This is a genomic window from Halorubrum sp. Atlit-26R (assembly GCF_003666015.1).
GTDB lineage: Archaea > Halobacteriota > Halobacteria > Halobacteriales > Haloferacaceae > Halorubrum.
Map to the genome: position 1 here is coordinate 1 of NZ_QPLT01000002.1, position 20396 is coordinate 20396.

At 71.5% G+C, this 20396-nt stretch carries 23 protein-coding genes; 9 read left to right on the plus strand and 14 right to left on the minus strand.

Annotated features, from left to right (window positions below):
* Window positions 1-269 precede the first annotated feature (269 nt).
* The 5 genes from DVK07_RS02465 to DVK07_RS02485 all read right to left on the minus strand — a co-directional run bounded on the left by DVK07_RS02465 (window position 270) and on the right by DVK07_RS02485 (window position 3719).
* Window positions 270-848 carry a halocyanin domain-containing protein gene (locus DVK07_RS02465; RefSeq protein WP_121595584.1) on the minus strand — a complete coding sequence of 193 codons (579 nt, stop codon included), beginning with the start codon at window positions 846-848 and terminating at the stop codon, window positions 270-272.
* A 128-nt stretch (window positions 849-976) separates the two neighbouring features.
* On the minus strand, window positions 977-1519 hold the full coding sequence (locus tag DVK07_RS02470) for a DUF2249 domain-containing protein (protein ID WP_121595585.1): 543 nt from the start codon (window positions 1517-1519) through the stop codon (window positions 977-979).
* A gap of 94 nt (window positions 1520-1613) precedes the next feature.
* Entirely contained in the window at window positions 1614-2306 is a 693-nt protein-coding gene (locus tag DVK07_RS02475) for an alpha/beta hydrolase (protein WP_121595586.1), read from the minus strand.
* On the minus strand, window positions 2303-3283 hold the full coding sequence (locus DVK07_RS02480) for a VOC family protein (RefSeq protein WP_121595587.1): 981 nt from the start codon (window positions 3281-3283) through the stop codon (window positions 2303-2305). Before DVK07_RS02480 ends, DVK07_RS02475 begins: the two co-directional genes overlap by 4 nt.
* A 70-nt stretch (window positions 3284-3353) precedes the next feature.
* Entirely contained in the window at window positions 3354-3719 is a 366-nt protein-coding gene (locus DVK07_RS02485) for a hypothetical protein (RefSeq protein ID WP_004595968.1), read from the minus strand.
* 124 nt (window positions 3720-3843) lie between these two features.
* On the opposite strand from DVK07_RS02485, the gene DVK07_RS02490 reads away from it, so the two are divergent.
* Entirely contained in the window at window positions 3844-4242 is a 399-nt protein-coding gene (locus DVK07_RS02490; RefSeq protein WP_121595588.1) for a DUF5830 family protein, read from the plus strand.
* Window positions 4243-4321: 79 nt separating this feature from the next.
* Entirely contained in the window at window positions 4322-6226 is a 1905-nt protein-coding gene (menD, locus tag DVK07_RS02495; protein ID WP_121595589.1) for a 2-succinyl-5-enolpyruvyl-6-hydroxy-3-cyclohexene-1-carboxylic-acid synthase, read from the plus strand.
* Window positions 6227-6252: 26 nt separating this feature from the next.
* On the opposite strand, the gene DVK07_RS02500 is transcribed toward menD, so the two are convergent.
* Complete coding sequence (locus tag DVK07_RS02500) at window positions 6253-6702, minus strand: hypothetical protein (protein ID WP_121595590.1); 450 nt, start codon at window positions 6700-6702, stop codon at window positions 6253-6255.
* A gap of 71 nt (window positions 6703-6773) precedes the next feature.
* The gene (locus tag DVK07_RS02505; protein WP_121595591.1) at window positions 6774-7139 is read right to left on the minus strand and encodes a BsuPI-related putative proteinase inhibitor; all 366 of its coding nucleotides are present in this window, start codon (window positions 7137-7139) and stop codon (window positions 6774-6776) included.
* A 119-nt stretch (window positions 7140-7258) separates the two neighbouring features.
* Between DVK07_RS02505 and DVK07_RS02510 the strand changes: the two genes are divergently transcribed.
* Together DVK07_RS02510 and DVK07_RS02515 are read left to right on the plus strand one after the other, a co-directional pair.
* Window positions 7259-8086 carry a DUF2797 domain-containing protein gene (locus tag DVK07_RS02510; RefSeq protein ID WP_199719401.1) on the plus strand — a complete coding sequence of 276 codons (828 nt, stop codon included), beginning with the start codon at window positions 7259-7261 and terminating at the stop codon, window positions 8084-8086.
* Window positions 8083-8742 carry a trimeric intracellular cation channel family protein gene (locus tag DVK07_RS02515; RefSeq protein ID WP_121595592.1) on the plus strand — a complete coding sequence of 220 codons (660 nt, stop codon included), beginning with the start codon at window positions 8083-8085 and terminating at the stop codon, window positions 8740-8742. The genes DVK07_RS02510 and DVK07_RS02515 overlap by 4 nt, the downstream gene beginning before the upstream one ends.
* Before the next feature lie 15 nt (window positions 8743-8757).
* Here DVK07_RS02515 and DVK07_RS02520 read toward each other — a convergent pair whose 3' ends face one another.
* The 4 genes from DVK07_RS02520 to DVK07_RS02535 form a co-directional block, all read right to left on the minus strand.
* Complete coding sequence (locus tag DVK07_RS02520) at window positions 8758-9804, minus strand: ABC transporter permease (RefSeq protein ID WP_121595593.1); 1047 nt, start codon at window positions 9802-9804, stop codon at window positions 8758-8760.
* The gene (locus DVK07_RS02525; protein WP_121595594.1) at window positions 9797-11899 is read right to left on the minus strand and encodes an ABC transporter permease; all 2103 of its coding nucleotides are present in this window, start codon (window positions 11897-11899) and stop codon (window positions 9797-9799) included. The genes DVK07_RS02520 and DVK07_RS02525 overlap by 8 nt, the downstream gene beginning before the upstream one ends.
* Window positions 11896-12951: an ABC transporter ATP-binding protein gene (locus DVK07_RS02530; protein WP_121595595.1), complete on the minus strand. Its 1056-nt coding sequence runs from the start codon at window positions 12949-12951 to the stop codon at window positions 11896-11898. The genes DVK07_RS02525 and DVK07_RS02530 overlap by 4 nt, the downstream gene beginning before the upstream one ends.
* 76 nt (window positions 12952-13027) lie before the next feature.
* Window positions 13028-13543 (minus strand): CNNM domain-containing protein, encoded by a 516-nt coding sequence (locus DVK07_RS02535; RefSeq protein WP_121595596.1) that lies wholly within the window; start codon window positions 13541-13543, stop codon window positions 13028-13030.
* A 432-nt stretch (window positions 13544-13975) separates the two neighbouring features.
* On the opposite strand from DVK07_RS02535, the gene DVK07_RS02540 reads away from it, so the two are divergent.
* Complete coding sequence (locus DVK07_RS02540; protein WP_121595911.1) at window positions 13976-14422, plus strand: SRPBCC family protein; 447 nt, start codon at window positions 13976-13978, stop codon at window positions 14420-14422.
* 36 nt (window positions 14423-14458) lie between these two features.
* Here DVK07_RS02540 and DVK07_RS02545 read toward each other — a convergent pair whose 3' ends face one another.
* Window positions 14459-14941: a VOC family protein gene (locus DVK07_RS02545; RefSeq protein WP_121595597.1), complete on the minus strand. Its 483-nt coding sequence runs from the start codon at window positions 14939-14941 to the stop codon at window positions 14459-14461.
* A gap of 123 nt (window positions 14942-15064) precedes the next feature.
* Entirely contained in the window at window positions 15065-15514 is a 450-nt protein-coding gene (locus DVK07_RS02550; RefSeq protein ID WP_121595598.1) for a DoxX family protein, read from the minus strand.
* Between the two features lie 69 nt (window positions 15515-15583).
* On the opposite strand from DVK07_RS02550, the gene DVK07_RS02555 reads away from it, so the two are divergent.
* Window positions 15584-15988 (plus strand): helix-turn-helix domain-containing protein, encoded by a 405-nt coding sequence (locus DVK07_RS02555; RefSeq protein ID WP_121595599.1) that lies wholly within the window; start codon window positions 15584-15586, stop codon window positions 15986-15988.
* A gap of 628 nt (window positions 15989-16616) precedes the next feature.
* The gene (locus DVK07_RS02560; protein WP_121595912.1) at window positions 16617-17117 is read left to right on the plus strand and encodes a hypothetical protein; all 501 of its coding nucleotides are present in this window, start codon (window positions 16617-16619) and stop codon (window positions 17115-17117) included.
* 10 nt (window positions 17118-17127) lie between these two features.
* Here the strand turns inward: DVK07_RS02560 and DVK07_RS02565 are convergent, their stop codons facing one another.
* On the minus strand, window positions 17128-17406 hold the full coding sequence (locus tag DVK07_RS02565; protein WP_121595600.1) for an acylphosphatase: 279 nt from the start codon (window positions 17404-17406) through the stop codon (window positions 17128-17130).
* Between the two features lie 114 nt (window positions 17407-17520).
* Here DVK07_RS02565 and DVK07_RS02570 point away from each other — a divergent pair, with 114 nt between their 5' ends.
* Complete coding sequence (locus DVK07_RS02570) at window positions 17521-19065, plus strand: phosphomannomutase (protein ID WP_121595601.1); 1545 nt, start codon at window positions 17521-17523, stop codon at window positions 19063-19065.
* Between the two features lie 174 nt (window positions 19066-19239).
* Window positions 19240-20325: a BMP family protein gene (locus tag DVK07_RS02575; RefSeq protein ID WP_121595602.1), complete on the plus strand. Its 1086-nt coding sequence runs from the start codon at window positions 19240-19242 to the stop codon at window positions 20323-20325.
* The last annotated feature ends 71 nt before the right edge of the window (window positions 20326-20396 follow it).

Consider the following 20396-nt stretch of genomic DNA (forward strand, 5'->3'; position numbering starts at 1 on the left):
CCCAACGCGGAGTTCGATCTCGCTCCACAAACGACAAGTCGATCCACGCTATACGTTCGCTGAGGCGGTCGAATTCTGGCATAGACACTCAGAAATCGACCGCCTCATCCTCTAACTTTACGCGACCCGCGCCACCGCACCCTTTTTTTTATAAGCACTCGCCGCCGCTCACGGTTATTTAAATACTATATCGCGGACGTCGATCTGCGATACTCACTCCCGGAATTAACCGAGAAACGCGTCGGCGGGTGGGCCGTCGGCGGGAACCGTTACTGAACGACGACGGCGCCCTTCATGCCGACCGCGGAGTGCGGGGTACAGACGTACTCCTGCGTCCCCGTCTCCTCGAAGGTGTACTCGAAGGTGTGGCCCTCCTCCTGGACCGTCTCGCTCTCGAAGTCGCCCGACTCGGCGGAGACGTTGTGCCCGCCGCCCTGCCCGGTCCACTCCCAGACGACGGTGGTCCCGGTGCTCACCGCGACGGCGGCCGGACCGAAGGAGAGCCCGTCGCCGGCTCCGACCGAGATCGTGACCTCGTCCCGCCCGGTGGCGTCGACGGTCTGCTCGTAGTTGTTCGCGCCGCTGAGCCAGCCGCCGTAGTCCGGCTCCTGACTTAAGTACTGAGTGTCGCCGCCGTCGCTGCCGGAACTACCTCCGTCGCCGCCGTCGCTGCTATCAGAGCCGTCGCTTCCGTCACCGCCGCCGTCGTCGGAACCGTCGCTTCCGCCGGAGCCGTCCGAACCGTCGCCGCCGCTTCCGCCGGAACACCCGGCGAGCAGCAGCGTCGCGCCCGCGGCGGTCGTCGCCTGTACGAACCGTCGCCGATCGAGTGTCGTGTCGTCCGTCATGTGGTCGGTCGTTGGCGGGTGGTAGTTGTAACGCCCTGCGCGTCGCCCAGCCGCGCGGGAATTCCGACGAACATGTTCGGAGACCGCGGCCGCCGAGCGCCGTCCCCCGGCCGCGAGACTCCGGTCGCTTACGCCTCGCCTCGGGGCGCCAGCACGATCAGCGCGGTTCCGTCCTCGCGCGCGGTCGGCTCCACGCTCCGCTCGCCGTCGAACCGGAGCAACTCGCCGGCCTCGACGCGGTGCGTCTCGCCGTCGAGGGCGACGTCGAAGGCGCCCTCCAGCGCGTGGAACAGCACCGTTCTGTCGGGGTGATCGTGTTCCGCGACCGACTCGCCGGCGGCCAGCGAGAGCCGGACGGTCTTCGGCTCCGAGCCAGGGAACACCGCGGCGTGCGGCTCGCCGTCGAGGTCGTCGAGCCGGACCGTCTCCGGTTCAGACCCCGACGCCGCCTTCGGCAGTTCGGCGACGAACCGCTCCGGGCCCTCGCGCTCGACGGCGTACGCCTCGTCGTCGAACTCGGGCACCTCCGCCGACAGCTCGTAGTAGAGCGGCTTCGGGTCGTGGTCGTTGACTATCGTGAGCGACTCGCCCGGATCTAAGTCAGCGAACGCGTCGTGTATCCGGTCGTGCCGCTCGTTCGGCGGAATCTCTCTGACGTCGAGTTCTGCCATCGCGTGACCCTCGACGCCGCGCCCGCATGTCGAGCGGCGCGAACACGTTCGGGGTGTCGAGGTTCGCACCGCGCTCCGCGGGACCGAAGACGGCTCAGCCGTCGCCGAGCAGTCCCTCGATCCGCTCGCCGATCCGCTCCATCGTCGCGTCTGAGAGCCCGTGACCGTCGCCCGGATCGATCCGGAGGTCGACCGCGGCGCCGCCGCGCTCGAAGACGCGCGCGGTCGCCCGGACGCGGTCGACCGGCACGTACGGGTCGTCCTCGCTGCCGTCGAGCGCGATCGGCGTCCCGGCGAGCGGGCCGTCGTCGCGCGCGGCGGCCACGACCCCTTCGACCTCGACTCCCGCGAGATCCTCGCCCGGCAGCGCGGCCGAGACGACGAACGCGCCGCCGAACCCGCGGGGCCGACGCCGCAGGAATTCGGCGACGACCGCGCCGCCCTGCGAGACGCCGACGAGGACGACGCGCTCGGGCGGGACCCCGGCGTCGCGCGCGACGTCGACCGCGCTGGCGACGCAGTCCACGGCGGAGGACAGCGCCGGCTCGTTGGCCGACTGCGGCGCGTCGTGCGGGGCCGGGAACCACGTCGACCGGACCGCGCCGGGCGCGAGGAGCGTCGCGCCCGACCGGTAGAACTCGCCGGCGAGGCGGACGAGCCCCTCCGCGGTGCCGCCGCGGCCGTGGACCAGCACGACCGCGACCTCTGCGGCCGCGACCGGGGCGCCGCCGGTGACGAGCGTCGCCTCCGCGTGCGGGCCGGAGACGCCGGATATCCGACGGCTCATCGAGGGCACTCCGGCTCCGACGCGGGCCCGTCGAACGCGGGCAGCTGCGACTCGATCAGCTCGCGGTCCGCCTCGAACCGCGGCGGAAGGTAGAGGTCCGTCGCGTGCCCGGTCGCCTCGGGGTCCGCGAGCCCCGGGCCCGGAGGCCCGTCGGGCGTCGGCGCCTCGGTCGCGAGCTCGACGAGGAGCCCGCCGGGACCGCGGACGTACAGCGAGTGGAAGAAGTGGCGGTCCTTCACGCGGGAGACGTCGTACCCGCGGTCGCGGAACAGCCCGTGCCAGTCCAGCAGCACCTCGCGGTCCGCGACGCGCACCGCGGCGTGGTGGAGCGTCCCCGGCCCCTCGCGGAGGTACGCGGCGTCGCGGTCGAGCAGGTCGACGACCGTCGCGCGGTCGCCCGGCGCGCGGTACCGCACGCGATCGCCCGACTCGGCCGCGTACTCGAAGCCGAGCGTCTCCAGCACGCTCGCGGTGCCGTACGGGTCGGCGGGGAGCGCGGTCACCCCGCGGAGCCCGCGGATCGCGCGTTCGGCGGGCACGGGGCCGTCCGTCCACGGGTCCGGCTCGGCGGTCTCCGTCGCGACCAGTTCGACCCGCGTCCCCGAGGGGTCCGCGAGCGTCAGCCCGCGGTCGCCGAAGCGCGCGTCCGGGTCGAGCGGCCCGGCCTCGACGCCCCGGTCCGCGAGCCGGTCGCGCCAGTAGTCGAGCGAGCCCGGCGGCACCGCGAAGGCGACGGCCTCGTAGCCGGGCTTCCCGGTCCGCCCGGGGTCGGCGTTCGGGTCGGGGAAGGCGGTGAACACGGAGCCCGGCGAGCCGGTCGCGTCGCCGAAGTAGAGGTGGTACTGGAGGCGGTCCTCGTAGTTCACGGTCCGGCGGAGCAGGCGGAGCCCGAGCGTCTCGCCGTAGAAGTCGGCGTGGGCGCCCGCGTCGCCGACGATCCCCGTGACGTGGTGGAGCCCGGGGGTGTCAGAGAGCATACGGGGAGTCGGCGCCGCGCGGGAAAGTCGGTGTCGGTGGGGGCGAACGCCGGAACTCGCGGTCAGCCCCTCAGGAGAGCCACAGCAGCCGCACGTTGCTCGCGGTGAGGTACGTCCCGGTCGCCGTGAGCAGCACCGGCGGGAAATAGTACAGCAGGCCGTCGCCCTCGCGCGCGCCCTCGACGCTGATCCAGAGCATGACGAGGTAGACGGCGATCTTCAGCGCGACGAGCCCGGAGAGGCCGAACGACTCCAGCGCGACCCGCACGACCGGGTTCGCCTCCTCGATCGTCGGGACGTATCGGAGGAAGGCGATCGTGGAGACAACGTCGCCGACGCCGTACGTCGCGGTCGCCGCGATCCACAGCCAGTAGAACTCGTTGGGGCGGCGGCGGTAGGCGGGGCGTCGACGGGACCGGTCGCGGGATCTGACCACGGTCCGAGGTGTCGGCCGGCCGACGTGAATCTGCCGGTCCGCGGAGCCGCCGGAACTCGCACCGCGTCCGGAGGTCCCGCCGCCTTCCAGCCGACTTAAGAGGGGCCGCGCCGTCTCGCCGGCCGTGACGGGGCCGTCGACCCGCGAGGAGAAGCTGGAACTCGGCGTCGAGCTGCTGGCCCACCTCGAACGCGAGGAGCTCGACCTCGCCGCCGCGGTCGACCGGATCGAGACGATCACGACGAGCCCGGCGCTCACCCGCGACATCCTCGACGCGGCCGAGAAGCGCGGCGTCATCGACCGCGAGGGCGCGCGGCTGCGGGTCCGCCGCAACGGGACCTACGTCGAGTACGACAGCCAGGTCGTCGCCCGCGAGGGCGACTTCGAGTGTCGGCGCTGCGGCGCGTCGATCTCGACGGGACACTTCATCGAGTTGGACGCCGGCGAACTCGGGCCGTTCGGCTCCTCGTGTATCCGGAAGGTGACCGGGCGGGAATCGGAATCGGAATCGGAGTCGGAGTGACCCCGCTGTCGACCCAGCACGCACTCGCCGCTCGGTCGAACCCGCCGGAGTATTTACGCCGGCGCCCGAAGCGGCGGTAATGACCGCGCCGAACCGGAACGTCCTGTGGGCGACCGCGCTCGTCGACGAGCTCGTCGCCGCGGGCGTCGACGCCGTCGTCGCCTCGCCGGGCAGCCGCTCGACGCCGCTGACCGTCGCCGCCGCGGGCCACGAGGAGCTCACCGTGTTCTCCCAGTTGGACGAGCGTTCAGCCGCGTACTTCGCGCTCGGCCGGGCCCGCAGGACCGGCCGCGTGACGCCGCTGATCTGTACCTCGGGCACCGCCGCCGCCAACTACCACCCCGCCGTGATGGAGGCGAGCGAGGCGCGCGTCCCGCTCCTCGCGCTCACCGCCGACCGGCCGCCCGAACTCCGCGACTCGGGCGCGAACCAGACCGCGGACCAGGAGAAGCTGTACGGCGACGCCGTGCGCTTTTATAGAGACCTCCCGGAGCCGGCCGCGAACGACCGGGCGCTCCGCTCGCTGCGGACCACCGTTGCCCGCGCCGTCGCGACCGCCGAGGGCGCCGACCAGGGGCCGGTCCACCTCAACGTCCCATTTAAAAAGCCGCTGGAGCCGACGCCGGTCCCGGGCGACGTGCCCGACGACCTCTCCGAGGCGGCCGAGCGCGGGCGCGACGGCCCCTACGTCGACGTGACGGCCGGTGCGCCCGAGCCGGGCGACGACGAACTGCGCGCGCTCGCGACCGAACTGGGCGACGCCGACCGCGGCCTGATCGTCGCCGGCCCCGCCGACCCGCCGGGGATCGACCCCGAGTCGGTCACGGCGCTGGCGCACGCGACCGGGTTCCCCGTGCTGGCCGACCCGCTCTCCGGGCTCCGGTACGGCGGACACACGCGCGTCGCCCCCGTGATCGGAAACTACGACGCGTACCTCTCGGCCGACCTCGCGGGCGACGAGGGAGAATCCGGTGAAACCGACGGCTGGGCCGACCCGGACCTCGTCCTCCGGCTGGGCGCCTCGCCCACCTCGAAGCGCCTCCGCAAGTACCTTGCCGGGACCGGTGCCGACCAGTACCAGGTCGATCCCGCGGGGCGCTGGCGCGAGGCCGAGTTCGCCGCGACCGACCTCGTCGTCGCCGAGCCGAGCCGGCTCTGCGCCCGCCTCTCGCGGCTCGTCGCGGGCGGGAGCGGCGATCCGGACTGGCGCGCGCAGTGGGAGGAGGCGGACCAAGTCTCCGAGGCGGTTCACGCGAGAGAGGGCGACGCCGTCCGCGACGGCGACGGGAGCGAACACGGCTTCCACGAGGGCGACGCGCTCCGCGCGGTCGCGAGCGCGCTCCCCGACCCGGCGACGCTGTTCGTCTCCAACTCGATGCCCGTCCGCGATCTCGACCGGTTCGTCGGCCCGACGACCGCGAACGTCACCGCGCTCGGCAATCGCGGCGTCTCCGGCATCGACGGGATCGTCTCCAGCGCGCTCGGCGCGGGCAGCGGGACGACCGACGACCTCACGCTCGTCGTCGGGGACATCGCGCTGTACCACGACTCGAACGGCCTGCTCGCGGTCGACCGCTGCGACGTCGACGTCACGGTCGTCGCGGTCAACAACGACGGCGGCGGCATCTTCCACAAGCTCCCGATCGAGTCGTTCGACCCGCCGTTCTCCGAGTCGTTCAAGACGCCCCACGGCCTCGACTTCGAGCCCCTCTCGGAGCTCCACGGCCTCGAGTACGCTCGGATCGACGCGCGCCCCGACGCGCTCGCCGACCGCGGCGAAAGCCCGGCCGAGCGGGCGGGAGCGGCCGCTGACGACGTCGCCGCCGCCGTCTCGCGGGCGCACGAGGAGGATGGGTCGCACCTGATCGAGGTCGACGCGGACGCCGAGGCGAGCCACCGCACGCGCGAGCGGCTGGCGGCCGCGGTCGAGCGCGCGGTCCACGGCGAGAGCGCGGCGCGGGGCGAGGGGTCGGACTCGTCGTAGTCACGCGGGCGTCCGACTCGCCGGGATCAGGGGACGATCGGGCTCGGTCCCTCGCCGCGGCGCTCGCCGAGCGAGACCCCGGCGTACGCGACCACCGCGAACTGGACCCCGACGCCGAGGCTCGCGCCGAGCGCGAAGACGGCGGTGACGACCGGGCCGCGGTCCGGACTGAGGTACCACAAGACTGCGACCGAACCGAGCAGGAACGAGCCGGTCGCGCTCGCGCCCGTCGCCAGCGCGGTCGACGTGGCGGAGACGTCGGCGTCCCCCATGCCGGCGAGGAGCGCGGCGCCGAACAGCAGGCCGTAGACCAGTAGGAACGCCGTAAACTGGGCGCTTACGAGGTACGTCGAGAGCGTCTCGGCCGAGGGGAGCGAGACGGACGATTCGAGGAGGATCGGCGAGAGTCGTCTGATGCCGCTGACCGCGAAAGCGACGACCGCAGCGACGATCGGAGGGAGGGCTGCCGTGCGCATACCCGTGAGCCCACGCCGGTATTACTTATAAATCTCGGTCGTGAGAGGGCGCTGGAAGGCCTGATTCCGGCTCACTCCACGTCGACGACGGTCTCCGCGCGCACGTCGCTGTCCGTCGCCGTCGCCTCGCCCACGACTCGGTAGGTTCCCGCGGGCGGGTCCCGCCACGTCCCCTCGTAGCCGACCGCCTCGCCCGGGTCGATCGTCTCGCTCCCGAGCGCCTGCGTGAACATCCGGCCCTCGCCGTAGCGCCATACCGAGTCGGGCCGGTCCCGTTCGGCGACGGCCGCGTCCCCGTCGGCCGGATACGCGGTGAACTCCGCGCGCTGTCCGGTCCGGAACTGGAGCGTCACCGGCTCCGGGCCCGCGTTCTCGATCCGCAGCGAGAGCGCCACCCCGTCGTCGGTCTCGGCCGTCGCGAGCGCAGCGTCGAGCATGGTCGCGTCTGCGACGCCCGCGGGGAAAATACCTCGGCGGCCGCGCCACGGTTCCCCTCGGAAGGCCGAGGCGGACGGCCGACGACGCCTATAAGCCCCGGCTACCCCTACGCCTCGGCGTGCAGGTCGTCGGCTACGAGACGGACGTCGCGAGCGGCTCGCCCGACGCGGACGGCGACTCGGAGCGGGATCCGATCCCCGAGGCGGACGGACCGATCGGGGGCGGGCTCTACGTCGCGAGCGGCGGGACCGTCGACTACGTGGACGCGGGCCCGGGCACCGAACTCGCCTTCGGCCTCGGCGAGCGGCGCTGCGCGGGGACGGTCCACGAGGGCGACCACATTTCCTGCGACGCGGCGGACGCGCCGTACTGCGACGACCATTCGCACGTCTGGGTGTGCGCGCGGTGCACCGGGACGTGCCTGAAAGACGAGATGGACTGCCACGAGACGCACGCGATGTACCTCGCGGCGTTCGCGCCAGACGTGCTGAAGGTCGGCGTCACCAGGGAGTGGCGTCTGGGAACTCGCCTCCGCGAGCAGGGGGCCGACCGCGCGGCCCACATTCGGACCTTCCCGAACGGGCGCATCGCCCGCGAGGTGGAGGCGGAATTAGCCGCGGGAGACGACCTCGTCGACCGCGTCCGCGTGCCGACGAAGCTCGACGGGTTCGGCCGATCCGTCGACGAGGCGGCGTGGGAGGCGCTCCTCGACCGGTTCGACCCGATCGAGCGGTACGAGTTCGACTACGGGCTCGACCTCGACGAGCGACCCGTCGCCGAGACGATGGCCGCGGGGACCGTCCGGGGCTGGAAGGGGCGCGTGCTGGTGCTCGACCGCGGCGGCTCGACGTACGCGGTCGACGCGCGCGACCTCGTCGGCTACGAGCTGACCGACGCGGTTCCGGAGCGGGAGCTCCAGTCGAGCCTCGGGGCGTTCGGGGGATGACGGGGGGCGTCCTCTCGCTTTTGTTCGGCGACCCGTTCGCCGCGATGAACACGATCGGGCTGGTCGCGTTCGCCCTCGTCGGCGCGAGCAAGGCGGTCCGCGAGGAGTTCGACCTCTTCGGCGTCGCGGTCGTCGGGCTGGCGATGGCGTTCGCCGGCGGCGTCACCCGGGATCTCCTCGTCGCCCGCGTGCCGCTCGCGCTCCGCTCGCCGGTCGAGATCCTCTTGGGGCTCGTCGGCGTCGCGCTCGCGGTCGGGCTGAGCGCGTGGCTCGCCAGCCCCGACGAACACCCGGTGACGCTCGTCGCCGACGCGGTCGGCCTCGCCGCGTTCGCCACGACCGGCGCCATCGTCGCGACGGACGCGGGGGTGTCCGCCTTCGGCGTCGTGGCCGTCGCGACGATCAACGCCGTCGGCGGCGGCGCGCTCGCAGACATCCTGCTCGACCGGGCACCCTTCATCCTCTTCGAGGACTTCTACGCGAGCTGCGCCGTGTTGGGCGGACTCGCGTACTGGCTTGTCGGCGCGCTCGGCGGTCCCTCGGGGGTCGCCGCCGCGACGTGCGCCGGGGTGACGGTCGGCCTCCGGCTCGTCGCCGTCGCGCGCGGGTGGCGGCTCCCGACCGCGAAGCGGTTCGGCGACGAGTTCGGTCGGTAACGGAGACCCGAGCGCTCAGCGACCGAACCCCTCGACCGCGACGACGCGCCGCACGCCGAGGTACGCGGCGGCGGCGATGCCGGCGTACGCGACCACGAGGACGCCCGTCGTCGCGCCCGCGCTGTCGATCGCGAGCCGCGCCACCGCGTTCGCGGGGCCGCCGGCCATCGCCGTCGCGCCGCCGAACAGCACGAGGACCGCGACCGAGTAGAGCAGCTGGGCCGCCTGCCGGTCTGGCGCGACCGCCGCGATGCCGACCGCGACCGCGACGACGAGCGTCGTCAGCGCCGTCATCAGCGCTAAGATCGGGCCGACGTTCGCGACCGAGGTGCCGTTCGCCTCGAGGAGGAGCAGCCACAGGAGGGCCTGCCCCGGAGCGATCCCGATCGCCGCGGCGGCCTTCCCGTCGACGATCTCGGCGAGCGTGACGGGCGCGACCCGGAGCAGCTCCATGGTTCCCTGATCCAACTCCTCCGTGATCGAGTCGACGATCAGCGACCCCGAGATGAACACCGGGAGGAAGACGAGGAGGGGGATCAACACGGTGTACGTGAACGTGAAGTACGGGCTGGTGTCGCTCCGGTCGGGCAGGGGCAGCGGCGACTCCTCCAAGTACGAGGCGCGGGCGTCGCGCTCGTTCAGCTCGTAGGTCCGCAGCAGCTCGCGCAGCTGCACCACTATCACCGTCGTCTCCACGGTGGAGTCCGGAGCGGTGACGGCGGCCGACACCCGCCCGCTCTCCGTGCGGGTCGTGACCACCACCGCGTCCGCCGCGTTCCGGTCGAAGGCGCTCCGCGCGGCGTCCGCGTCCTCGTACGGCGTGACCGAGGCGCCCGGGACCTCGCTCGCGGCGCGCTCCAAGTCGTCGACCGCGTCGCCCGCGGCCGCGACCTCGATCTCCGCGCCGTCGAGCGCACCCGGGTCGTACATCGAGACGAGCCCGACGACGAGGAACGACGAGAAGGTCGCGATGAACAGCTGGATCCCGATCGCCAGCAGGATCGTCTTCTCGGCGCGCAGCCCGGCGAGCTCCCGCCCGGCGATCGTCAGGCGGCTATCCAAGGCTCACCACCCCGACGTTGTACGCGGCGTGCCCCAGCGTCGCCAGCGTCAGCGCCAGCGCGTAGGCGGTCCGGCCGCGGCTCGCGCCGACGCTCGCGGCGCTCGTCGCGGCGACGTGGAGGACGAGCGGCGCGAAGAACAGCGCCGCCAGTGCGATCGGCGGCAGCCCGGAGAACCCGGACACGTCGGCGAAGGCGGCGCGCCCGAGGAAGAGCTCCGTGAGCCCCACCGCCTGAACGACCGCGGTCGCCTTCTCCGCGAGGAAGAACCCGGTCCCGGAGGCGAGGCCGACCGCGAGGGCGACCCGATCGGTCCGCTCGAAGACGCCGCGCTCGAAGCCGGCGTAGAGGCCGATACTTTTGGCGACCTCTTCGATGAACGCGATGGTCACGAGCAACACCGGGATCGACACGGTGACCGGCAGCGCGAACAGCACCGCGACGGCAAGCAGTTCCGCGACGAACACGAAGGGGATCGTACAGGCGGTGAGGAAGGCGACGGAGCCGAGCGCTCGGAGCCGCTTCCGACCGGGGATCGCCACGCCGCGTCCGCCGCCGACCGGGACAGCAGAGAGCCGCACCGCGAGCGCGTCGAGGAACTTCCGCGTCACCGGCTTCTGCGAGAACATGTCCTCCTCGCGGTAGACGCCGAGTCCGAGGCCGAAGAGGAGGGCGGCGCCGACCGCCATCGGCGCGGTCGAGAAGAGCACCTCGCCGGCCGAGACGGCCTCCCCCTGAAGGTCGAAGACGACGAGCGTCAGCGGCGAGACGAGCGCGACGGGCGTCACGTTCGTGAAGATCGCCGGGACGAACGCGTAGGTGGTCAGGAGGACGCTCACGCCTACCGTGACGAAGGTGAGCTCCTTGAACGAGCGCGCGAACATCGCGCCGACGAACGTGGCCCCGAGGAACGTCGCCGCGACCGGCGCCACGGCGACCACCGAGAGCGCCCCGCCGCCGACGAGGAGGGCGATGAGGCTCGTGACGACCGCGGCGGCCGCCGCGTACGGCAGCGTCTTGCCGGCGACGATCTCCGCCGGCGACAGCGGCGTGACGAGCAGCGGCTCCCCGCGTCGGTTCGTCCGCTCGTCGAGGATCGAGGAGCCGTACGCCTGGATCAGGAAGTTCATCGGCACGAGGAAGGCGAACGCCAACAGAAGCGAGGTGAACGGGAACGGCGGCGTGATCGACCCCGGGGAACCGACCGTGTCGGCGCCGAAGGCGGCGCCGCCGATGGACGGCACCGCGAAGCCGCCGTCGTCGTCCGATCCCGCGCCGTCGTCGGTAGTGTCGGGGGCGTCCGTGGCGCTGCCGTCGCCGTCGGTCTCGTCGGACCCGCCGCTCGTCCTCTCGTCTCCGGACGGGCCATCGGCGTCGGCATCCCCATTGGAGTCGGTCGCGGAGGACTCATCAGCTCCGGTATCGTCCGCGTCGGTACCGCTGCCGTCTCCGTCGGAGTCGGTCGCGTCGGTCCCGCCGGCGCTCTGTCCGCCCGAACCGCCCGTGCCGCCGTCGCTCCCGCCGAGCGTGGCGCCCCCGTCGAGGGGGGTCGTCCGGCCGACGTATCGGAGCGTGACGACGACCGGGAAGGCGGCCGTCCGGTTCGGCTCGGCGCGCATCAGCCGCTCGTTGTGCGACTCGACGGCCTCGCGGACCGAGGCGGCCGCCGCCTCGCCCTTCCGCGTGTCGCTCGCGCGGACGACCACCTCCTCGACGTCCGCGGCGTCGATCGACCCGTCGGCGCCCGAGCCGGGTTCCACCACGGTCACCACGACAGCGTCGGCCGAGTCGCCGAGCGACGCCGTTCCGGCCGCGACCGGGCGCAGCGACGGCGCGTCCTCGATCGCCTCCGAGTACGGCGACTCGGCGTCGACCCCCACCCGGTACACGTCCTGGTCGACGTCGAGCCCGGCGACGCCGGTCGCCACGCCGACGCCGACGACGCCGCCGGCGACGAGGAGGAGGGCGACCCCCGCCGCGAGCGTCCGGCGGTCGACGCCCCCGGACGCGCGGGCGGACTCCCACCTGGCGACTCGGAGGACGCGGCGGACGCCGACCGCGAGCCGTCGGCCGACGCGGCGGAACCCGTCGATCACTCGGTCGCCTCCGTCGTCGCCGTCTTCGTCGTCTCGGTTTCCGATTCGTCGCCGTCGCCGTCGCCGTCGCCGTCACCGTCGCCGTCGCCATCGCCGTCGGCGTTGCTCTCGGCGTCGGTTCCATCACCGCCGAGGTCGCCCGTGTACCGTCCGGGCATCGGCCGCCCGACGATGTCGAGGAACACGTCTTCGAGGCTCGGCTCGCGGCTCCGGATGTCGACGACCTCGCCGCCGGCGTCGCCGACGGCCTCGCGGACCGCGGCGACCGCGTCCATGCTCGGCACGGTCGTCCGGAAGCGGTCGCCGACCTCCTCCGTCGTCGCGTCGAGGTCCGCGAGCGCGGGCGTCGCGGTCGGCTCGACGTCCGTGAACACGCGGTAGGTCGTCTCGCCGTGTCGCTCGCGGATCCCGTCGACGCTCCCGCGGGCGACGATGCGCCCCTCGTTCATCACCACGACGCGGTCGCAGACGGACTCGACGTGGTAGAGGTTGTGCGCCGAGAAGACGACAGTTTTGCCCGTCTCGCGCAGCTCGCGGGTGAACGCCAGCACGGAGTTCGTCGTCACGGGGTCGAGCCCGGACGCGGGCTCGTCGTACACCAGCACGTCCGGGTCGTTGACGAGCGAGCGCGCGATGGCGACCTTGCGTTTCATCCCCTTCGAGACGTCGCCGAGGCGGCGCTCGCGGTGGTCCAGTTCCAGGCGGTCGAGCGCGGCCTCGATACGCTCGTCGGCGACCTCCCGAGGCACGTCGTAGAGGTCGGCGAAGAAGCGGAGGTACGACAGCGCGGTCATCTCCTCGTACAGCGGCGACTCTTCGGGTAGGAATCCGAGGTGGCGCCGCATCTCGGGGTCCGAGGCGTCGAACCCGGCGACGGTCACCTCCCCCTCCGTCGGCTCGACGAGGCCGGCGAGCACCTTGAGCGTCGTCGTCTTCCCGGCCCCGTTCGGGCCGACGATCCCGAACACCTCGCCCTCTTCGACGGCGAAGTCGCTGTCGACCACGGCGGCGAAGTCGCCGTAGGTCTTCCGCAGCCCCGAGGCCTCGATCATGGGCTCGGGTCCGGCGGCGGCCGGGTTAAACCCACGCCCGCGGTTATCGGCGGCGAGAACGTCGGCCGGCGGCGGGTCAGTCCGTGTACGGCTTCTCGATGTTCGCGTCGCCGCTGATGTACGCGTTCATCCGGCGGGTGATCCCGTCGAAAAGCGTGATGAGCGGCGAGAGGGCCCGCTCGACCAACCGGACCGGCGACGCGACCCGCAGCGACCAGGACTCCGCGTTCCCGAGGCCGAACGCCTTGGGGACGATCTCGCCGAACACGAGGACGAGGAAGCTCGTGCACAGCGTCGTCGCCACGATCGCCGCCCCCGACGGGAGGTACCCGGCGATCAGGACGGTGACGATGCTGGATATCGCGATGTTGACGACGTTGTTCCCGACGAGCAGCGTCACGAGGAGCCGGTGCGGGTCGTCGTGGAGCTTCTTCAGCACGTCCCCCCGCGGGTCGTCCGTGGCGGCCTGCCGTTCGAACCACTCGGCCGGCAGCGAGAAGATGGCCGTCTCAGAGCTCGAGAAGAACGCGCTGAACGCAAGCAACACGATCACCGCCGCGACTCCCGCCACCCCGAGTGGAACTCCGACCATGGCCCGTATTTAAAAAGGACGCCAAAGAGGGTGTCGGCGGGGCGGCGGCTGCGTCGCTCGCCGACGAGGCGGTGCCGCAGAAGACGACGGTCGTTACTCCTCTTCTTCCTCTTCCTCGACTGGGCCCCGCCCTCGCTCCCAGACGGCCTCCGCGGAGGTGTCGTTCGGTGCTGTGTGCGAGACGTCTTTCATGGTGTCGCGGTCGCTTGCCATATTGCTCTCCGGTAGCTCCGAACCCCGTATTAACCCTTCGTGGAAAGAGATAATGAGTCCTGATACCATATAAGGTATTAATATCGAAGGTCGCCGCGACGACTCGGCCGGTGGACGAACTGCGAATTAGCGCCGGTTTCGACGCCTGAAACCGGACGGACGTGCGGATACGAGCGGCGGACCGCAGCGGTGAGGGTGGCCGCCGCCGGAGGCATTCGCGTGTTCGGAAACCGCGACGCGACCGGAGAGTGCGACGGCGACGGCCGGGGTTCGGTGGTCCGCGAGGGCGCGACGCTCGCGGTCGGCCGCGACGTCGACGCGCCGCCGGAGGCGACCGCGATAGCGCTGCGCGACACCCGACGGTGGCCCGACTGGAGCCCGTCGGTCCGCGACGTCGAGAGCGCGGACCGGTACGTCGAGACCGGGACGACCGGGAGGGTCAGGGTCGCGGGCGCGTGGGTCCCGTTCCGGGTGACGGCGGCGACGCGGCTCCGGTGGGACTGGGAGGTCGCGCGGGTCCCGGCGACCGGGCACCGCGTCGACCGGTACGCGGGAGATCCGGACCGGTGTCGAGCGGTGATCGAGGTCCCGCTTATCGCGGCCCCGTACGTTCCCGTCTGCCGGCGCGCGCTCGACCGGTTCGCGGCGCTGGTAGAGGGAGAGTGACCCGGGGGTCGCTCGGGCGCTGCGGCGTCGGGCGTCTCAGTTTTCGTAACCTTTCTCGAACGGATCGATGACCTGACTGCCGGGGTCGTCCTCGTCGCGGGTGAAGCCCGGCCCCCGCGTCGCCAGTTCGAAGACGAGCCCGTCGGGGTCGGTGAAGTAGATGCTCTTGAAGTAGGTTCTGTCCTTCACCTCGGAGACCTCGACGTCGTGGGATTCGAGGTGCGCCTGCCACTCTTTCAGGGTCGCCTCGTCTTCGACGCCGAACGCGAAGTGGTGGCTCGCGCCCGGGCCGGGCGTCCCCTGCGAGTCCGGATACTCGAAGTAGGTGACGTTGGTGCCCGGCTCGCCCTCGGGCGTCGGCGAGAAGTAGTAGTGCGGCGTCCCCGGGTCGTCGTAGTTCTGGGTCCGCTTGACCGTGTGCCAGCCGAGGACGTCCTCGTAGAACGCGGTGGTCTCCTCGATGTCGGTACAGATGTTCGTGACGTGGTGGAGCCCGGTCGTCGGCGGCGCGTCGGTCATGGTCTATGTGAACGCTCGTCGGGAAGGTAGTTAGTCGTGCTGGCGGCTCGACGCGGTCGTCGGACGGCGGTTGGAAAGGGGAACGGCGCGTGCGCGTCGGTTGGGAAAGCTCGCGTATGCGACTTAGAACAGGCCGAGGCCGACCGCGTAGGGCCACGCACTGCCGCCGACGGCGAGCAGCGCGAGCGCGGCGCCGGCGCCGTAGACGTTCTTCAGGAAGCTGGTCATCTCGTTCTGCTTCTCCTCGGGGTCGTCCATCGACCAGAAGTCGTGCATCGTCACGGCGGAGACGAGGAGGAAGAAGGCGAGCGCGCCGGCGGAGAGGACGGGGAACGCGCCCGCCGCGACGCCGAGGCCGCCGAGGACGAGGACGGCGCCGGAGGCGATCACCGAGAACTGCGGCGCCGGGAGCCCCTTGAACTCGGCGTAGCCGGCCATCGTCTCGAGGTCCATGAAGTGGTTGAGCCCCATGAACGCGAGCGTCGCGCCGAACAGGATCCGGCCGAGCAGGAAGAGTTCGCCCGCGAGGGGGGCGTCGAACTGGAGCGGTAACGTCGCGAGTTCAGCTAACATCGTGTAACCTGCTATACGGACGTAACCTATTTATCGCTTCCCGGACAATACGGTTAGTAGGTAACACCGATGTCATCACAGGACCTTTCGGCGGAGACGGCTGATTCGGGCGCTGACGCGGCGGCTGATTCGGGCGCTGACGCGGCGGCAGAGGCGACGACGCCCGAGACCCCCTGCCCCGTCATCGACTCCATCGAGCAGATCGGATCGCAGTGGCGGCTCGTCGTCCTCCACGAGCTGTTGAACGGCGAGGCGCGGTTCAACGAACTGAAGCGCGAGACGGACGCGAACGCTCGGACGCTCTCGCGCGTGCTCGACGACCTCCAGGAGACCGGGTTCGTCGACCGGCGGTTAGAGGAGGACTCGCCGGTGGCGACGTACTACAGTTTAACTGATAAAGGCGAGTCGCTCGCCCCCGTCTTCGAGGAGATCGACGACTGGGCCCACGAGTGGTTGGCCGAATGTGACGCGTGAGATCTGAGTAACGGTCTCGCCGAGTCTTTATAAGTAATCACAGCGGCGATGGCTGTCTATTTATAAAACGCTGTCAGCAGATAGGCGGCGGACACCGCCAAAGCCCCAGCCGCTCTTTTATAAATGCTTGACTGTGGATCGACGGATGACACCTCTAAAGCCCCAGCCGCTCGCTTATAAATAATTGACCGGAGATCGACGGATGACACCTCCAAAGCCCCAGCCGCGAGGCCGGCGTACGCTCGCTGTCGCCCGAAAATCTTCGATTTTCGGGATGACGAGAGAGCTTCGCTCTCTCGAACCACGCGCTTCAGTCGCTCACTCCGTTCGCTCCTTCCAGTGCTTGCGTCGCCTACGCCGGCCTCGCGGCTGCCCCTTTGAGTCCCACCCCGACCGCACAGCACCGCAGCCTCACGCCTCCCCAGCCTCGCCGCTCACGCCCTGCGGGCGTTCGCGGCGTCCCTCGCGGGCTGGCTCGCGGCCGCCGATGGCGGCCGCTCGCAGGCGCGCCACCGCGTCGTTTATTTATAAATCAGCGCCGCGACCGCTCGTGTCTATTATCAACGAATCGCCGCGAACGCGTTCCGCCGCCGAAACGCACACCCCTCTCCGGCGCGTAGCGATCTACGTGTACGCCGGACTGAAGAACACTCCCTGCTGTCTGTGCGGCCGCGAGGAGACGCACACGCGGATCGCGGTGCCGCCGCGGGCGCTCCGGCTCATGGAGAACGGCGACCCGATCTCGTGGCGCGACGTGGTCGGCACGGTAACGCTCCGGTTCTGCGCCGATGACTGGGACCTCGTCAGCGACCTCGCGATCGAGATGGACACGCATCCACTCTCGCGGTGTAACGCCGCGCACGTCTCCTTGGACCTCCGCGAGGACCACGAGGCGCTGCTGTCGGCGACGAAGGCCGAGACGGACCAGACCGAGCTGGAGGGGCGGCTCGCGCGCGAGGCCGAGGCGACCCTCGACGCGGTCGACGACCCCTACACCGAGGAGCGCGACGTGGTCGAGGCCGTCGTCGTGTTGCGCGCGTTAGAGGAACTCGGGGTGCGGGACGGGCCCGGTCGCGGCGCCGAGGGCGCCGCCGGAACCGGAGAGTCGGCGGCCGCGGACGACGACTGATCCGCTCGCGTCACCGCCTGATCTCGAACCCCTCGGCGCCCTCCGGCTCGCCGTACTCGGCGTCGACGTCCTCGACCTCGGCGGCCTCGCTTCCCGTCTCGCACCACGCCACCATGTCGCGGACGTCCCCCTCGGGCCCCTCGAAGACGGCCTCGACCCGGCCGTCGTCGAGGTTCCGCACCCAGCCGTCGACGCCCGCCTCGCGGGCGGCGTCGCGGGTGCTCGCCCGGTAGAAGACGCCCTGAACGCGGCCCGAGACGAAGACGTGCGCGCGAACGCGGTCGGTCATCGGCCGACGTTGGGACCGCGGCCCGCTTAAACGACCCGACCGCGACCGACTTCAGTCGACCCGTCCGCGCCCGCAACCGACGCCTACTAACTCCCGGGCGCCGAGGTGGGCGACATGGACCTGTTCGGAACCGCCGGGATACGCGGCGGCGTCGAGGAGCGCGTCACGCCGGCGCTCGCGCTCGCCGTCGGGCGAGCCGTGGGCGCCGAGATCCGATCGCGAAGCGAGGAGTCCCCCTCCGAGTCGAGCCCCGAGCCGACGGTCGTCCTCGCCCGCGACGGGCGGGTGACCGGGCCGGCGCTCGCGGCCGCGATGGAGGCCGGGCTGGCGGCGGGCGGCGTCGACGTGTGCCGCGCCGGGCGACTCCCGACGCCGGCGCTCGCGCACGCCTCGCAGGGGCGCTACGGCGTGATGCTCACCGCCTCGCACAACCCGCCGACCGACAACGGGATCAAGCTCTTCCGCGACGGCACCGAGTTCGACCGCGACGCGGAGCGCGCCGTGGAGGAGCGGGTGGTCGACGAGGAGGGCGTCGCCCCGTGGGACGAGTGGACCGAGGCGACCCGGACCGACCCGCTCGACGGCTACCTCGCCGACGTGCGCGAGTACGCCGCGGAGTTCGGCGCGCCCCTCGACGGCCTCCGGGTCGCGGTCGACTGCGGCAACGGGATGAGCGCGCCCGCGACGCCGACCGTCCTCCGGGAGCTCGGCGCCGACGTCGTCACGCTCAACGGCAACGTCGATGGCCACTTCCCCGGTCGGGGGAGCAAGCCGACGCCGGAGACCCTCGCCGACCTCCGCGCGTTCGTCGCGGACGCCAACGAGGGGGTCGAGAACCCGGGACGGCCGGCGAGCCACGGGAGCGACGGCGTCGACGACCATGCGGAGAGCGACGGCGAGGCCGAGGGGTTCGCCTTCGGCATCGGCCACGACGGCGACGCCGACCGGATCGTCATCGTCGACGCGGACGGCGAGGTCGTCCACGAGGACACGGTCCTCGCTGTGCTCGCGGAGCGGTACACGCGCGAGAGCGACGCCGCGGACCCCGTCGTGGTGACGACGCCGAACGCTTCCGGTCGGATCGACGAGCGCGTCCGGGAGGCCGGCGGCCGCGTCGAGCGCGTGCGGCTCGGCGCGCTCCACGAGGGGATCGCGGCGGTCCGGGAGGACGCTGCGGAGGCCGGCGCCCTCGGCGAAGCGGGCGCGGTCGGCGAGTCGGGCGCCGCCGGCGAGGTGGGCGACGACACCCGCGTCGTCTTCGCCGCCGAGCCGTGGAAGCACATCCACGTCGCGTTCGGCGGGTGGATCGACGGCGTGGCCTCCGCGGCGGTGATCGCGCGCCTCGTCGCCGACGAGGGGCTCGACGCGCTGCGGGCGCCGATCACGGAGCGACCCTACCGCAAGGTGAGCGTCTCCTGTCCGGACGACGCGAAGGGGCCGGCCATGGACCGGCTGGAGACGACGCTGCCCGACGCGTTCCCCGACGCCGCCGTCGACACCGACCACGGCGTCCGGCTGGAGTTCGAGGACGCCTCGTGGACGCTCGTTCGACCGTCCGGGACGGAGCCGTACGTCCGCGTGTACGCCGAGAGCGACGACGTCGACGCCCTCGTCGCCGAGGTCGAGGGCGTCGTCGAGGACGCGGTCGCGGCGGCGTAGGCGACGGACGGTCTGTCCCCGTTCACGACCGTGAAAAATCCGGGTTCGTGGATCGGAAATCGGGATCGACCGGCGTTTACCCCGTAATTCGGCCGGCTGTTTTCACGAACGTGTCACCTCGGTGCGGCGGGGAACGACGAATTTATGCCGCGTTCCGACGGGGTTACGAGTGAGATGGCATCCGACTTCGATCGGCGGCGGTTCATCAAGGCGGCAAGCGCAGCGGGCCTCGTCGGCCTCGCCGGGTGTAGCGGCGGCCCGAGCGGCGACGGGGGCGACGGGGGCGACGGCGACGTGCCGGCCCGGATCGGCATCGTCTACTCCGACGGCGGCCTCGGCGACAACTCGTTCAACGACGCGGCCCAGCAGGGCATCCTTCAGGCCGAAGAGGAGTTCGGCATCGCCTACGACGAGTCGGAGCCGGACGGCGCCGGCGAGTTCGAGCAGTTCCAGCAGCAGTACGCCGGGTCGACGGACCCCGCGTACGACTTGGTGTCTACCATCGGGTTCAACCAGGGGGACGCGCTCACCGAGACCGCGCCCGACTACCCCGACCAGGACTTCATGATCGTCGACACCGTGGTCGACGAGCCGAACGTCGCGAGCTACCTGTTCCGCGAGCACGAGGGCTCGTTCCTGATGGGCGTGCTCGCCGGGCACCTGACCGAGACCGAGTTCTCGGCGGGCGCCGGCGAGACCGATCCTGACTCGACGAACGTCGGGTTCGTCGGCGGCGTCGACAGCCCCGTCATCCGCCGGTTCCAGGCCGGCTTCGAGGCCGGGGTCGACTACGCGACCGACGACGTCGACGTCACCACGAGTTACGTCGGCAGCTACGCCGACCCCACGGGCGGTCAGGAGGCGGCGCTGTCGATGTACCAGAGCGGGGCGGACATCGTCTACCACGCCTCGGGCGCGACGGGCGTCGGCGTGTTCCAGGCCGCACAGGAGGAGGGTCGGTTCGCCTTCGGCGTCGACCAGGACCAGTCGGTCTCCAACGAGTCGTTCGCGGACGTCATCCTGGCGTCGATGGTGAAACGCGTCGACACCGCGGTGTACGAGTCGATCTCGAACGTCATCGACGACGACCACCAGGGCGGCTCGACGACGGCGCTCGGGCTCGAATCCAACGGCGTCGAGTGCGTCTACGGCGACCAGATCGGCGGCGAGGTGCCCGAGGAGATCACGACGGCCGTGGCGGACGCGCGCGACGAGATCATCGCCGGGAACATCGAGGTCCCGGAGACGACGAGCAACTGAGCGTTCGAACGCCGCCTTTTTCGCCCCAGCAGTTGACGCACCGACAGTTCCAGACGGCGTCGCCCCGGAAT

What these genes read in the sequence shown, in the direction of transcription:
- DVK07_RS02465 (WP_121595584.1), bottom strand. Translation starts at nt 848, where the DNA reads ATGACGGACGACACGACACTCGATCGGCGACGGTTCGTACAGGCGACG.
- DVK07_RS02470 (WP_121595585.1), bottom strand. Translation starts at nt 1,519, where the DNA reads ATGGCAGAACTCGACGTCAGAGAGATTCCGCCGAACGAGCGGCACGAC.
- DVK07_RS02475 (WP_121595586.1), bottom strand. Translation starts at nt 2,306, where the DNA reads ATGAGCCGTCGGATATCCGGCGTCTCCGGCCCGCACGCGGAGGCGACG.
- DVK07_RS02480 (WP_121595587.1), bottom strand. Translation starts at nt 3,283, where the DNA reads ATGCTCTCTGACACCCCCGGGCTCCACCACGTCACGGGGATCGTCGGC.
- menD (WP_121595589.1), top strand. Translation starts at nt 4,322, where the DNA reads ATGACCGCGCCGAACCGGAACGTCCTGTGGGCGACCGCGCTCGTCGAC.
- DVK07_RS02500 (WP_121595590.1), bottom strand. Translation starts at nt 6,702, where the DNA reads ATGCGCACGGCAGCCCTCCCTCCGATCGTCGCTGCGGTCGTCGCTTTC.
- DVK07_RS02505 (WP_121595591.1), bottom strand. Translation starts at nt 7,139, where the DNA reads ATGCTCGACGCTGCGCTCGCGACGGCCGAGACCGACGACGGGGTGGCG.
- DVK07_RS02515 (WP_121595592.1), top strand. Translation starts at nt 8,083, where the DNA reads ATGACGGGGGGCGTCCTCTCGCTTTTGTTCGGCGACCCGTTCGCCGCG.
- DVK07_RS02530 (WP_121595595.1), bottom strand. Translation starts at nt 12,951, where the DNA reads ATGATCGAGGCCTCGGGGCTGCGGAAGACCTACGGCGACTTCGCCGCC.
- DVK07_RS02535 (WP_121595596.1), bottom strand. Translation starts at nt 13,543, where the DNA reads ATGGTCGGAGTTCCACTCGGGGTGGCGGGAGTCGCGGCGGTGATCGTG.
- DVK07_RS02545 (WP_121595597.1), bottom strand. Translation starts at nt 14,941, where the DNA reads ATGACCGACGCGCCGCCGACGACCGGGCTCCACCACGTCACGAACATC.
- DVK07_RS02550 (WP_121595598.1), bottom strand. Translation starts at nt 15,514, where the DNA reads ATGTTAGCTGAACTCGCGACGTTACCGCTCCAGTTCGACGCCCCCCTC.
- DVK07_RS02555 (WP_121595599.1), top strand. Translation starts at nt 15,584, where the DNA reads ATGTCATCACAGGACCTTTCGGCGGAGACGGCTGATTCGGGCGCTGAC.
- DVK07_RS02565 (WP_121595600.1), bottom strand. Translation starts at nt 17,406, where the DNA reads ATGACCGACCGCGTTCGCGCGCACGTCTTCGTCTCGGGCCGCGTTCAG.
- DVK07_RS02570 (WP_121595601.1), top strand. Translation starts at nt 17,521, where the DNA reads ATGGACCTGTTCGGAACCGCCGGGATACGCGGCGGCGTCGAGGAGCGC.
- DVK07_RS02575 (WP_121595602.1), top strand. Translation starts at nt 19,240, where the DNA reads ATGGCATCCGACTTCGATCGGCGGCGGTTCATCAAGGCGGCAAGCGCA.